Origin of the sequence: Dechloromonas sp. ZY10 (genome assembly GCF_041378895.1) — a bacterium.
GTDB classification, from domain to species: domain Bacteria; phylum Pseudomonadota; class Gammaproteobacteria; order Burkholderiales; family Rhodocyclaceae; genus Azonexus; species Azonexus aquae.
The window spans coordinates 2,216,760-2,229,913 of the sequence record NZ_CP144212.1; the positions used below are offsets into that span (position 1 = coordinate 2,216,760).

Genomic DNA, 13,154 nt, shown 5'->3' on the forward strand with positions numbered 1-13,154 from the left:
CCGATCATGTCCCACTATCTCTTCATCCTCGTTGGCGCGGTCCTGGTCAACAACGTCGTGCTGGTGAAGATTCTCGGTCTCTGTCCCTTCATGGGCGTCTCCAAAAAACTGGAAACGGCTTACGGGATGGGGGCAGCCACGACCTTCGTGCTGACCGTTGCGACCGGTGCCAGCTACATCATCGATCATGCCTTGCTGATTCCCTTCGGTCTGGAATATCTGCGCACCCTGTCGTTCATTGTCACCATTGCTGCGATCGTACAGCTGACCGAAATGGTCATCGCCAAAACCTCCCCGGCGCTGCAGCAGACACTGGGCATTTACCTGCCGCTGATCACCACCAATTGCGCAGTACTCGGTGTTCCACTGCTGAATATTGCCAATGGCTACAACTTCGTTGAGTCGCTGCTGTTCGGAGCTGGCAGCGCGGTCGGTTTCACTCTGGTGCTGATCCTGTTTGCCGGCATCCGCGAACGGATCGAAGGTGCCAGCGTGCCCGCGCATTTCCGCGGCGCCGCCATTGCAATGGTCACCGCCGGTCTGATGGCGCTGGCCTTCATGGGTTTCGCCGGTCTCGACAAATACCAGTAAGCGATCATGGAAATCCTTGCCGCCATTGCCATCATGGCCCTCGGGGCCGTCGTTCTCGGCGCCGCCTTGGGCTTTGCGTCGATCAAGTTCAAGGTCGAAGGCGACCCGCTGGTCGAAAAGATCGATGCGATTCTGCCGCAAACCCAATGCGGCCAGTGCGGCTACCCCGGCTGCAAGCCCTACGCCGAGGCCATTGCCAATGGCGAGGAAATCAACAAATGCCCGCCCGGCGGCATGGAAGGAGTCCAGCGTCTGGCCGACCTGCTCGGCCGCGAGGTCAAGCCGCTCGACGCAGAGGAAAAGCCCAAATCCATCGCCATCATTGATGAGAACACCTGCATTGGTTGCACCCTGTGCATCCAGGCTTGCCCGGTGGATGCGATTGTCGGTGCAGCCAAACAAATGCACACCATCATCGAAGCCCAATGCACCGGTTGCGAGTTATGCCTGCCCCCCTGCCCGGTCGAGTGCATCCGGATCGAAGCAATCGCTGAAAGCATTGACAACTGGAAGTGGAAATACCCGGTACTCGAGCTCAAGCCTGAAATGCGCAAGGCCGCAGACGCCAAAGAGGCCGCCTGATGTTGTTCAACCTGTTCAAGTTCAACGGCGGGGTCAAGCCGCCGACCAACAAAGCCCAGTCCCTTACCCTGCCAATTGCACAAGCCCCGTTGCCGTCGCGGCTGGTGGTTCCGCTGCACCAGAGCATCGGCGGTACGCCGAAGCCGGTGGTGCAGGCTGGCGAGCGTGTACTCAAGGGACAACTGATTGGTGAGGCCGATGGCTGGATTTCATCGGCAGTGCACGCACCGACCTCGGGTATGGTTGTTGAAGTCGGCATGCACATGCAGCCCCACCCCTCCGGCCTGGATGCCCTTTGTGTGGTGATCGAGCCGGATGGCCACGACGAGTGGATCGCCCGCGAGCCCCTAGACTATCGGACGCTGCCACCCGAAGCAGTGCGCGAACACCTGCAGCGGGCCGGCGTGGTCGGTCTGGGCGGCGCAGTTTTTCCCACCCATGGCAAGTTGACCGCGTCAAAGACGGTACCGATGCAGGAATTGGTGATCAACGGTGCCGAATGCGAGCCCTTCATCACCTGCGATGACCTGCTGATGCGTGAACGCGCCGAGGACGTGGTTCGCGGTATCGGGATTTTCCGCGATCTGCTGCAACCGCAAAAAGTGCTGATCGGGATCGAGGACAACAAGCCGGAAGCCATCGCTGCCATGCAGGCGGCGGTTGCCGCCGTGGGCGAAGACTTCGCGGTAATCGCAGTGCCGACCCGCTACCCGGCGGGCGGTGCCAAGCAGTTGATCCGCGTCCTCACTAGCAAGGAAGTTCCGGCATCGAAGCGCTCGACCGACCTCGGCGTGCAGTGCTTCAACGTCGCTACCGCCTACACTGCTTGGCGAGCGATTGCCCACGGTGAGCCGGTCATTTCACGCCTGGTCACGGTCACCGGCAACGTCGACACGCCGCGCAACTACGAAGTCCTGATCGGCACGCCAATGGACGAACTGCTGGCACTGGCCGGCCCGCAAGCCGACACCGACGGGATCGTGATGGGGGGCCCGATGATGGGTTTCCTGGTCCCCGACACCACGGTGCCGGTGGTCAAGGCCACCAACTGCCTGATCGCCCACTCACCCAAGCTGTTCCCGCCCAAGGCGCCGGAGATGCCGTGCATCCGCTGCGGCTCGTGTGCCCAGGCCTGCCCGCACGAATTGCAGCCGTTCGAGATGTACTGGCACGCGCGCTCGAAAAACTTCGGCAAGACTCAGGAGTTCCACATTTTCGATTGCATCGAATGTGGCTGCTGCTCCTTCGTCTGCCCATCGCGGATTCCGCTGGTGCAGTATTTCCGCTTCGCCAAGAGCGAAATCTGGGCTCGGGAACGCGAGAAAAAGGCCGCCGATACAGCCAAGGATCGTTTCGAATTCAAGCAGTTCCGTGAAGAGCGCGAAAAAGCCGAGAAGGCCGAGAAGCTGGCCAAGGCCGCTGCCGCCCAAGCCGCCAAAAAGGCTGCGGAGGCTGCCGCTGCAGCTGCCGCCGAAGCCGGTGGGGCCGACACGGGCACCAGTGCACCGGCATCTACGGTCGACAGCGAAATCGACCCGAAAAAGGCTGCGATCGCTGCGGCCATGGCGCGCGCCAAGGCCCAGCGCGAAGCCGCCCAACCGAAAAATACCGAAGCCCTGACGCCGGAGCAGCAAAAGGAAGTCGCCGAGATCGAGGCCCGCCGTCAGGCCGGCCAGCCTGCGACCGCCGCGTCCGAACCGCCGGCATCCGGCGCCTAACTATTGCCTTCTGGACTCTGACACCGTGTTTGCCCCCGCTCCCTACCTCCTGAAGGACGCCAGCGTCAGCAAGGTGATGACGCAAGTCTGCCTGGCACTGCTGCCAGGTATCGCCCTCTACGCCTGGCTGCTTGGTCCGGCGATCCTGATCCAGTTGCTGCTGGCGAGTGCCAGCGCCCTGGCCGCCGAGGCGCTGATGCTGAAGCTGATGCACAAGCCGCTCGGACTGTTCCTCGGCGACGGGTCGGCCCTGGTCACCGCCTGGCTGATCGCGCTGACCTTTCCACCGCTCGCGCCCTGGTGGCTGATCGTGGTCGGCACTGCGTTCGCGGTGATCATCGCCAAGCATCTCTACGGCGGCCTCGGCCAGAATCCATTCAACCCGGCGATGGTCGCCTTCGCCGTCTGCATCGTCTCCTTCCCGGCCTTGATGTCGCAATGGCCTGCCCTGGGCCTGCATCTGTCCTTCGGCGAACAACTGCAGGTTGTTTTCGGCCTGGCCCCACGGATTGATGCACTGTCTGGTGCGACCCCCCTCGACACGCTGAAGACGGGGCTAAAGCTTGGCGAGAACGTCGATGTCGCACAATTGCTCGCCAATCAGGAAATCTACGGCCAGTTCGCCGGCCGGGGCTGGGAACTGATCACCGGCGCCTACCTGCTCGGCGGCCTCTGGCTGTGCTGGCGCGGGATCATCACCTGGCACGTGCCGACCGCCTTCATTGTCGGCCTGGGCTCGCTGGCCGCAGCACTCTGGCTGTACAACCCGGCCCAGTTCGCCAGCCCCTTGTTCCATCTGTTTTCCGGCGGTGCCATGCTTGGCGCCTTCTTCATCGCCACCGACCCGGTTTCTGGCTGCACGACGCCGCGCGGCAAGCTGATCTTCGGTGCCGGCGCCGGCATTCTCGCCTATCTGATCCGCGTCTTTGGCGGTTACCCGGACGGGATCGCCTTTGCCGTGCTACTGATGAATTTGTGCGCGCCGGTGATTGACCTGCTCACCCAGCCAGCGATCTTCGGGATGAAGGACAAGTCATGAACGCCGCCCGCGAAATCACTGCCACCGGCATGGCAACGCGCACTGCCGCGATTCTTTTCGTCTTCGTCATCATTTTTACCGGCCTGCTCTCGGGGGCCTACTTGTGGACCAAGCCGGCCATCGAAGCCTCGGCGATCGAGGAAAAAATGAAGCTGATCGACGAAGTGCTCCCGCGCGGCGAATACGACAATGCCTTGTTGAGCGACACGGTCAACCTGCCACCCACACCTGAATTGGGGCTCAGCGAAGCGTCGACCGTGTATCGTGCCCGCCAGGGCAATACCCCGGTTGCGCTGATCTTCGAAACCGTCGCCCCGGATGGCTACGCTGGGAAGATCCGGCTGATCGTCGCGGTACGCAACAACGGTGCCGTTGCCGGTGTGCGCGTGACGCAGCACAAGGAAACCCCGGGCCTGGGCGACTACATCGAGGTCAAGAAAGACAAGAACAAGGCCCGGCCGTGGATCACCCAGTTCGCCGGCATGAGCTTGGCTGAAGTCAGCGAGCGCGACTGGAGGGTCAAAAAGGACGGCGGGCGGATCGACTATTACGCCGGCGCTACCGTGACTCCGCGCGCAGTCAGCAAGGCAGTACACAAAGCTGTCCAGTGGGCGGAAAAGAATGGCGCCCAACTCTTTGCCGGAGCAAACCCATGATCAGCCGCGAAGAACTAAAGACCATTGCCGGTAACGGCATCTGGAAACAAAACACCTCGATTGCCCAGATTCTTGGCCTTTGCCCGCTACTGGCGGTGACCACCAACGCAGTCAACGGCATCATGTTGTCGCTGGCGACGATTCTGGTGATGGCGCTCTCCAACGTTGCGGTGGCCTCGCTACGCAACCTGATCCCGCACGAAATCCGGATTCCGGTCTTCATCCTGATCGTCGCGGCCTTGGTCACCGTCGTCGACCTGCTGTTCAACGCCAATCTGCACGAACTGTATCTGGTGCTCGGGATCTTCATCCCGCTGATCGTCACCAACTGCATCGTGCTTGCCCGCGTCGAGGCCTTTGCAGCCAAGAACCCCCCGCTGCACTCGATGTTCGACGGCGTGTTCATGGGTGTCGGGATGCTGTGGACCCTGGCCCTGCTCGGCGGCATGCGTGAATTGCTGGGTAGTGGCACGCTGCTCGGCGGTATCGACATGGTTTTTCCCGGTCTGTCGCCGATCCAGTTGTTGCCGGAGAGCTACCCGGGCTTCCTGCTGGCGTTGCTGCCCCCCGGAGCCTTCATCCTGCTGGGCTGCATGATTGCCTGGAAAAACTGGCTGGATGCGCGCGCGGCCGAACGCGCCAAACTGCAAGCCCCACCGCCGGTCACCTCCGGTGGTTGCCACCCGACTGCCTGAGCCCGGCCTGCGACTGTCTCAGGCTGCCACGACGCAGTTCTTGCCCCGCCCTTTGGCGGCATAGCAGGCTTCATCGGCACAGCGCACCAAATCCTCGCCGGACTCGCCCGCATTCAGTTCGGCGACCCCAATACTGACCGTACAACGTAATTCGGCCGCCGTTTCCGTCGTCACGGTGGCGGCAGCGAATTGTTCGCGCAGGCGTTCGGCAAGTTGTACTGCTGCGGCCAGGTCGGTTTCCGGTAACAACACAACAAACTCCTCACCGCCATAGCGATAGCCGCTATCGGTTCGCCGCATCCCTCCGGAGATGATCCTGGCCAGTTGCTGCAGTACCTTGTCACCTTCAAGGTGGCCGTGGGTATCGTTGATCCGCTTGAAATTGTCGCAATCGAGAACCAGCAACGCGAGCGGCCGTTGATAGCGTTGCGCGCGCTCGACCTCGACCTGCAAACGTTCGCGCAGGTGCCGCGAATTGAAGAGGCCGGTCAACGAATCGGTCAGGCTAAGCAGACGGTAACGTTCTTCGCTCTCGCGCAAAGCCTCTTCGGCCCGCCGCCGCTCAGTCACATCCTGCAGGGTCTCAATCGCCCCGACCACTTCTCCCCGCGCATTCCGCACCGGAGCCGCCGTAAAGTAGAGCCAGCGCCCGTCGCTGCCCAGGTGGGGAAAGAAATCCTCGGCCTCATAGCCGCCATCGACCAGCCGGGAGCGCCGGAAGCGCCCGTGGTAAAAGCGGTCAACCAGGTTTTCCATCGCCCCATCGAGGACCAGATCGGCCATGATCGGGCGAGCTGCCGGGTAAAAACTCTTCCACTGATTGCAGGTACCGAGCGCCTCGCTGGCCGGAATCCCGCTCATCACCTCAAGCGCGCGATTCCAGTGAGTGATCCGGTGCTCGGCATTGATCACCAGCGTCGCCACCGACAAGCCATCAACCACTTGCTGCAGGTAGGCCTCGCTGTCGCGCAAGGCTGCCTCGGCCTGGCGCCGCTCGGTCACATCCTGCAGGGTCTCGATCGCGCCAACGATCTGCCCTTCCGCGTCCCTGACCGGCGCAGCAGTGAAATACAGCCAGCGCCCGTGTTCGCCAAAATTCGGGAAAAAATCCTCCGCCTCGTAAGCACCGGCGATCAAAGCCGAGCGCCGGTACTTGCCCTGATAGAACTGAGCAACCTCGCCGTCCAGGGCGCCGTCGATGATCAGATCGGCAAGAATCGGGCGTGGAGTCGGATAAAACGCCCGCCACTGCTCCCGAGTGCCGATCATTTCCGCGGAGGAAACCCCGGTCAATACAGCACAGGCGCGATTCCAATGCGTCACGCGATGATTCGCATCGACGACAATGGTAGGAACCGGATTGCCAGCCACCAGCTGGGCGGGATCGATATGGGCATGCATATTCTTGGGAGCAGACCGTCAGCCTGCGCGAGGTCGGGTAAAATGCAGTGTCACTACTATCGTATATTACTTTAGTAATATCAAGCTTAAATATCGTGCGCCGTTCCGAGATCGAAACCTTTTTCGCCCGTTTGCAAGCCGCCAACCCGGCACCGACGACCGAACTCGACTATGCCACCCCATTCCAGCTATTGATCGCGGTGATTCTCTCGGCGCAAGCCACCGATGTCGGCGTGAATAAGGCGACAGCCAGGCTTTTCCCCGTAGCGCCGACAGCGGAAAAGATGCTGGCTCTCGGTGAAGAAGGCCTCGCCGAATACATCAAGACCATCGGCCTCTACCGGACCAAGGCGAAAAACGTGATCGCTACCTGCCGCCAATTGCTCGAACGCCACGGCGGCGAGGTGCCGGCAGAGCGCGACGCGCTCGAAGCCCTGCCCGGGGTCGGCCGCAAAACTGCCAACGTGGTGCTCAACACCGCCTTCGGCCAGCCGACCATCGCCGTCGATACCCATATTTTCCGCCTCGGCAACCGGACCGGCCTGGCGCCGGGAAAAACCGTGCTCGACGTGGAAAAGAAGCTGCTCAAGGCGACCCCTGCGCACTATGCCAAGGATGCACACCACTGGCTGATCCTGCACGGGCGTTACGTGTGCAAGGCGCGCAAGCCCGAATGCGCCCGCTGCATCGTCGTCGATCTCTGCAAATTCAAGGGCAAGACGGTCTGACCGAACGCCCGCCTCAGGAAGTCCAACATGTTCAATCCCTCCCGCGATCAGGTCCGCCGCTTTTTTTGCGATGCCTGGAACAAACACTGCCAGCGCCTGCCGCTGGTTGGCGCCGAAGTGACTGCGGCCGATCTGGCGGCCCGCCACCCTGAATACCACGCCTTGCTGAGCAACCCGGAACAGGCGCTGGAGCAGGACTGGACGCCGGAAACGGGGCAGATGAATCCCTTCCTGCATCTTTCGCTGCATCTGGCCATCCACGAACAGGTCAGCATCGACCAGCCACCGGGGATTCGTGCCGCATTCGACAGCCTGCGCACGCGAATGGACCCGCACGCGGCCGAGCACATCCTGCTCGAATGCCTGGGCGAAACCATCTGGCAAGCTCAACGCCAAGGCACGGCGATGGATGCGCTGGCCTATGTCGATGCGGTCAAACGCAAGGCCAGCAGCCTGTTCTGACGGAAAGCCACGATTTTTTGCGTTTTTCACGGTCGACCGTGAAAATCGGGATTTTTCACCAGCCCCCCGGGGTCACGCCAAGGAGTCCGCCATGCAACGTCGCCGTATCCTGCAAGCCAGCGCGGCCCTCGCCGCCCATGCCGTACTGCCGGCCTGGAGTGCCGGCAGCAAGCTGCCACCACCGGGCCTGCACCGGGTGCGCGGCGAAGTTCGTGTCAATGGACAACCGGCAACGGCAGGCATGCCGATCAAGGCGGGTGACACAATCACCACCGGGGCGGGCGGCGAAGCCATCTACATTGTCGGCAACGACGCCTGGCTGCAGCGCGACAACTCGCAAGTGACGCTCAATGGCGATGGCCTGAAAGCCGGCTTGCGTATCCTGCACGGCAAACTGTTGTCGGTTTTCGGCAAAGGCGACAAATCGCTGGAAACCTCGACCGCGACTATCGGCATTCGCGGCACCGGCTGCTATATCGAAGCCGAGCCGGAGCGGGTCTATTTCTGTCTTTGCTATGGCGTGGCCGACATCGTCAGCCACCACCGCCCGGAACAGCGCGAAACGATCCAGACCTTTCATCACGACCGGCCGCTGTACCTGCTGGCCAATGGTGACAAGGCAGCGGTTCCGGCATCGGTGCAGAACCATGGCGATGCCGAACTGATCCTGCTCGAAGCCTTGGTCGGACGGGTTCCGCCTTTTTACGGTCAACCGGGCCTGAGCAGTAAATACTAAGACCTTCCCCCCCGGGCAGTAAGTAAGCTCAGACCTCGTCGGCCGGTGGCGCAACCTTGATCACCTCATCGAGCGAAGTCAGCCCTTGCGCCACCTTCATTGCGCCAGAAATACGCAGTAACCGCATGCCTTCGCGGCAAGCCTGCTCGCGCACTTTCACATGATCAGCACCGGGTTTGAGCAGTTTACGCACCTCGGGACTATTGAGCAGGATTTCATAAAGTCCGACCCGGCCACTGTAGCCGGTCATCCTGCACTCCAGGCAACCGACCGGCTGCCATAGTTGCGCCGGTACCGCCGACTTCCAGGGGGCAACCAGAGCCTGCCAGGCAGCCTGCTGTTCATCGCTGGTCGGGGCCGATTTTTTGCAATGCGGGCACAGCGTGCGCACCAGCCGCTGAGCCATGATCCCGAGCAGGGTCGAGTTGATCAGATAGGCCGGGACCCCGAGATCGAGCAGGCGGGTAATCGCGCTGGGAGCATCGTTGGTGTGCAGCGTCGATAACACCAGATGCCCGGTGAGCGCCGCCTGAATCGCCATCTCGGCAGTTTCCAGATCGCGGATCTCGCCGATCATAATGATGTCCGGATCCTGCCGCATCAGCGCCCGCACCCCGTCGGCAAAACCGATGTCGATGGCCCCCTGAACCTGCATCTGGTTGAACGCCGGCTCAATCATCTCGATCGGATCTTCGATGGTGCATACATTGACCTCCGGCGTCGCCAACTGCTTCAAGGTGGTGTACAGCGTCGTCGTCTTGCCCGAACCGGTCGGCCCGGTGACCAGCACGATCCCGTGCGGTGCCTGGGTCATCTGCTGCCAGCGCGCCTGGTCGTCGTCGGAAAAACCGAGCGAGCGGAAATCGCGGACGAGCACCTCGGGATCAAAAATCCGCATCACCAGTTTTTCGCCGAAGGCGGTCGGCAAGGTAGACAAGCGCAGTTCAACCTCCTGCCCCGACGGGGTCCGGGTCTTGATCCGACCATCCTGCGGCCGCCGCTTCTCGATCACGTCCATTCGCCCGAGCAACTTGATCCGGCTGGTCATCGCCGCCATCACCCCCATCGGAATCTGGTAGACCTGATGCAGCACGCCATCGATGCGAAAGCGCACGATCCCGAGATCGCGGCGCGGTTCGACATGAATGTCGGATGCCTTCTGATCGAAAGCGTATTGCCATAACCAATCGACAATGTGGACGATATGCTGGTCGTTGGCATCGAGTTGCCGATTGCCGCGTCCGAGTTCGACCAATTGCTCGAAGCTTGACAAGCCCGACGCCGTGTCACCGCGAGCTGAAGCCTTTTTGACCGACTTGGCCAGTGAGTAAAACTCGACCAGGTAACGCGAAATATCTTCGGGACTAGCCAGCACCCGCCGGATTTCCTTGCGCAGGATGGGCTGCAGTTCGTTCACCCACTCGCGGATAAAAGGTTCAGCCGTTGCCACCACCACTTCGCGCGTGGTCACCTGCACCGGCAGGATGCCAAAGCGCGCAGCATAGGCGCTCGACATCACATCGGCCACACCGGTGAAGTCGATCTTGAGCGGATCGATATGCAAATAGTCTAGACCGCAACGTGCTGCCAGCCACTCGGTCAGTGGCTCCAGCGCAAGGATGCGCCCGGGTGCGCGCGGATCGCGCCATTTGCGGTCGGCAATTACCACCAGCGGATGCGCCTTGGCCCCGTGCAAGCGCCGCTCCACCGCCAGGGCATCGGCATCCTCACGGCTGACCAGGCGGTCGGCAACCAGCCAGTTGAGCAACTCGGAAAGGCTCAGCTTGTGCTCGGAAACGGATTGTTCTTTCATCCCCGGACTATAGCGCGAAAGGTCTCCTACTGGCCTCGCCGGCGCATTTAGAGCCGATTCCCTACGGGATTTTTACCATTTTTTACGGTCGACCGTAAAACCGGATCAAATTCGTTGAGCTTGGCCGAATTCAATTTGCTGCGGCCTGTCACTGGAGAGGTTGGCAGTCTTCACCGCTATCAGGTTTCGCTACGCCGACGCAAAGGAAGCAGCAGATCGCGGAGATTGTTGTGGTCGATTTCGTACATCAGAGCCAGCAAGCGGCCCAACTCACCCCGAGGGAATCCTTCCCGGGCAAACCAACCAAGGTAATGCCCCGGCAGATCGGCAAGCATCCGGCCCTGGTACTTGCCATAAGGCATCGGGTAGATCACAAGGCGTTGCAGGTCTTCGGCTTGCATCGGCAGACTCCAGAAAAAATGGGGCACGCGGCCCCATTTTCGTTGCGCGGCGAAAAACCGCTTATTTGCCGGACAAGGCCAGCATCAGATCGTTGATACGCCGCACGAAGCCGGCCGGATCGTCGAGTTGGCCGCCTTCGGCCAGCGTCGCCTGTTCGAACAGCAGGGCTGCCCAATCGTCGAAACGGCTTTCCTCGTACTTCAAACGCTGCACCGCCGGATGATTGGGGTTGATTTCGAGGATCGGCTTGGCGTTGGGCACCTTCTGCCCGGCGGCCTTGAGCATCCGTGCCAGGTTGCCGGACGGGTCGTATTCGTCGGATACCAGGCAGGACGGCGAGTCGGTCAGGCGATGGGTGACGCGCACGTCCTTGATCTTCTCATCCAGCGCGGCTTTGACCTTCTCCAACAGCTCCTTGTATTCGTCGGCAGCCTTTTCGGCTTCCTGCTTCTCGGCCTCATCCTCAAGCTTGCCGAGATCAAGGCCGCCCTTGGCGACGGACTGCAGTGCCTTGCCTTCAAACTCGGTCAGGTGACCGACCACCCATTCGTCGACGCGATCGGAAAGCAGCAATACCTCGATCCCCTTCTTCTTGAAGATTTCAAGGTGCGGGCTATTCCTCGCCGCATTGAAGGAGTCGGCGGTAACGTAGTAAATCTTTTCCTGACCATCCTTCATCCGAGCGATGTAATCAGCCAGCGATACGGTCTGCTGTTCGCCATCGCCGTGGGTCGAGGCAAAACGCAGCAGGCCGGCGATCTTTTCCTTATTGGCATGGTCTTCGCCGACCCCCTCCTTGAGCACGGCACCGAAGGCATCCCAGAACTTGGCGTATTTTTCCTTGTCGCTGCCGGCCATGTCCTCAAGCATGCTCAGCACCTTGCGTGTGCAACCGTGGCGGATGGCATCGATATCCTTGCTCTGCTGCAGAATCTCGCGCGAGACATTCAGCGGCAGATCGCTGCTATCAACCACTCCGCGCACAAAGCGCAGGTATTGCGGCATCAGTTGCTCGGCATCATCCATGATGAAGACGCGACGGACATAGAGCTTGACGCCGTGGCGAGCATTGCGATCCCACATGTCGAACGGCGCACGCGCCGGCACGTAGAGCAACTGGGTATATTCCTGCTTGCCTTCAACACGGGCATGCACCCAGGACAACGGGTCGTCAAAATCGTGGGCGACGTGCTTGTAAAACTCCTTGTACTGCTCTTCGCTGATCTCAGATTTGCTCCGCGCCCACAGGGCATTGGCCTGGTTGACCGTTTCCACCTCGTCGGTCGGCACCTGTTCGCCGTCCTTCCACTCTTCCTTCTGCATCACGATCGGCAAAGTGATGTGATCGGAGTATTTGCGAATGATGGACTTCAGCTTCCAGCCACCAAGGAATTCATCCTCACCTTCACGCAGGTGCAGGATTACGTCCGTGCCACGCCCAGCCTTTTCGACCACCTCAACCGAATAGTCGCCCTCGCCGGCCGATTCCCACTTCACTGCCTGCGTTGCATCGACCCCCGCACGGCGGGAAATCACCGTCACCTTGTCGGCAACAATAAACGACGAATAAAAGCCGACGCCAAACTGGCCGATCAGGTGGGCATCCTTGGCTTGATCACCGGTCAACGCGGAAAAGAATTCGCGAGTACCCGACTTGGCGATGGTCCCCAGATGCACAATCGCCTCCTCGCGCGAAAGGCCGATACCATTATCCGAAATGGTCACGGTGCGCGCTTCCTTGTCAAAGCTGACACGGATTTTCAGCTCCGAATCATCGCCATACAAGGCGGCGTTATTCAGTGCCTCAAAGCGCAGCTTGTCGCAGGCATCGGAAGCATTGGAAACCAGTTCGCGCAGGAAAATCTCCTTGTTGCTGTACAAGGAGTGAATCATCAAATGCAAAAGCTGTTTGACTTCAGCCTGGAAACCCAGGGTTTCGCGGTTTGCGGTCGCGGATTCGGACATGCTTGAAACTCCCAATCGGTACGTTCAAAAGGACAGAGACCGATATAAGGGCAGGAGAAGCAATTTCAAGCGGCTAGGTGATTTTTTATCGGAGAAATTTTGCGCAACCAACCCGAGAGAAAGGCCTCGGCGAGCAGTCCACGACAGGACACAAGCTGGCTAAAGGAGTATTTCAGCGTGCCATAAAGCGAAGAACCCCTCGCTACGGTTGTGTAGGAGGGGTTCTGAATGGGATGTCTGGCGGTGACCTACTTTCGCGAGCGAGGTGCTCACTATCATTGGCGCTCATCTGTTTCACGGTCCTGTTCGGGAAGGGAAGGGGTGGTACCAGAAGGCTATTGCCGCCAGACGGAAACTGGTTGTATT

The 13,154-nt window shown here is 60.6% G+C and carries 13 protein-coding genes and 1 rRNA gene; 9 read left to right on the forward strand and 5 right to left on the reverse strand.

All coding sequences use genetic code 11. The features are described 5' to 3' along the window. The first annotated feature begins 6 nt into the window (after positions 1–6). From rsxA to VX159_RS10090, 6 genes are all read left to right on the forward strand, one after another. Complete coding sequence (gene rsxA / locus VX159_RS10065; RefSeq protein WP_371322756.1) at positions 7–591, forward strand: electron transport complex subunit RsxA; 585 nt, start codon at positions 7–9, stop codon at positions 589–591. Between the two features lie 12 nt (positions 592–603). Further along, positions 604–1,173 carry an electron transport complex subunit RsxB gene (rsxB, locus tag VX159_RS10070; protein WP_371325511.1) on the forward strand — a complete coding sequence of 190 codons (570 nt, stop codon included), beginning with the start codon at positions 604–606 and terminating at the stop codon, positions 1,171–1,173. Continuing rightward, the gene (gene rsxC, locus VX159_RS10075) at positions 1,173–2,891 is read left to right on the forward strand and encodes an electron transport complex subunit RsxC (protein ID WP_371322757.1); all 1,719 of its coding nucleotides are present in this window, start codon (positions 1,173–1,175) and stop codon (positions 2,889–2,891) included. Before rsxB ends, rsxC begins: the two co-directional genes overlap by 1 nt. A gap of 76 nt (positions 2,892–2,967) precedes the next feature. Further along, positions 2,968–3,930 (forward strand): RnfABCDGE type electron transport complex subunit D, encoded by a 963-nt coding sequence (locus tag VX159_RS10080; RefSeq protein ID WP_371325512.1) that lies wholly within the window; start codon positions 2,968–2,970, stop codon positions 3,928–3,930. Beyond that, positions 3,927–4,586, forward strand: a complete 660-nt coding sequence (gene rsxG / locus VX159_RS10085; RefSeq protein WP_371322758.1) for an electron transport complex subunit RsxG — start codon at positions 3,927–3,929, stop codon at positions 4,584–4,586. Before VX159_RS10080 ends, rsxG begins: the two co-directional genes overlap by 4 nt. After that, positions 4,583–5,281 carry an electron transport complex subunit E gene (locus VX159_RS10090; protein ID WP_371322759.1) on the forward strand — a complete coding sequence of 233 codons (699 nt, stop codon included), beginning with the start codon at positions 4,583–4,585 and terminating at the stop codon, positions 5,279–5,281. The genes rsxG and VX159_RS10090 overlap by 4 nt, the downstream gene beginning before the upstream one ends. Positions 5,282–5,299: 18 nt before the next feature. On the opposite strand, the gene VX159_RS10095 is transcribed toward VX159_RS10090, so the two are convergent. Beyond that, on the reverse strand, positions 5,300–6,682 hold the full coding sequence (locus VX159_RS10095) for a diguanylate cyclase (protein ID WP_371322760.1): 1,383 nt from the start codon (positions 6,680–6,682) through the stop codon (positions 5,300–5,302). A gap of 95 nt (positions 6,683–6,777) precedes the next feature. Here VX159_RS10095 and nth point away from each other — a divergent pair, with 95 nt between their 5' ends. From nth to VX159_RS10110, 3 genes are all read left to right on the forward strand, one after another. After that, a complete protein-coding gene (nth, locus tag VX159_RS10100; RefSeq protein ID WP_371322761.1) occupies positions 6,778–7,410 on the forward strand; it encodes an endonuclease III in 633 nt (210 codons plus the stop codon). Positions 7,411–7,437: 27 nt separating this feature from the next. Continuing rightward, a complete protein-coding gene (locus VX159_RS10105) occupies positions 7,438–7,872 on the forward strand; it encodes a DUF1841 family protein (RefSeq protein ID WP_371322762.1) in 435 nt (144 codons plus the stop codon). 91 nt (positions 7,873–7,963) lie between these two features. Beyond that, positions 7,964–8,608: a hypothetical protein gene (locus tag VX159_RS10110; RefSeq protein WP_371322763.1), complete on the forward strand. Its 645-nt coding sequence runs from the start codon at positions 7,964–7,966 to the stop codon at positions 8,606–8,608. Positions 8,609–8,636: 28 nt separating this feature from the next. On the opposite strand, the gene VX159_RS10115 is transcribed toward VX159_RS10110, so the two are convergent. From VX159_RS10115 to rrf, 4 genes are all read right to left on the reverse strand, one after another. Beyond that, entirely contained in the window at positions 8,637–10,421 is a 1,785-nt protein-coding gene (locus VX159_RS10115; protein ID WP_371322764.1) for a GspE/PulE family protein, read from the reverse strand. Positions 10,422–10,600: 179 nt separating this feature from the next. Then, the gene (locus tag VX159_RS10120; RefSeq protein ID WP_371322765.1) at positions 10,601–10,822 is read right to left on the reverse strand and encodes a DUF3820 family protein; all 222 of its coding nucleotides are present in this window, start codon (positions 10,820–10,822) and stop codon (positions 10,601–10,603) included. 61 nt (positions 10,823–10,883) lie between these two features. Further along, positions 10,884–12,788, reverse strand: coding sequence for a molecular chaperone HtpG (gene htpG, locus VX159_RS10125; RefSeq protein ID WP_371322766.1), 1,905 nt, complete (start codon positions 12,786–12,788; stop codon positions 10,884–10,886). A 235-nt stretch (positions 12,789–13,023) separates the two neighbouring features. Further along, positions 13,024–13,137 (reverse strand): 5S ribosomal RNA (gene rrf / locus VX159_RS10130). Positions 13,138–13,154 lie beyond the last annotated feature (17 nt).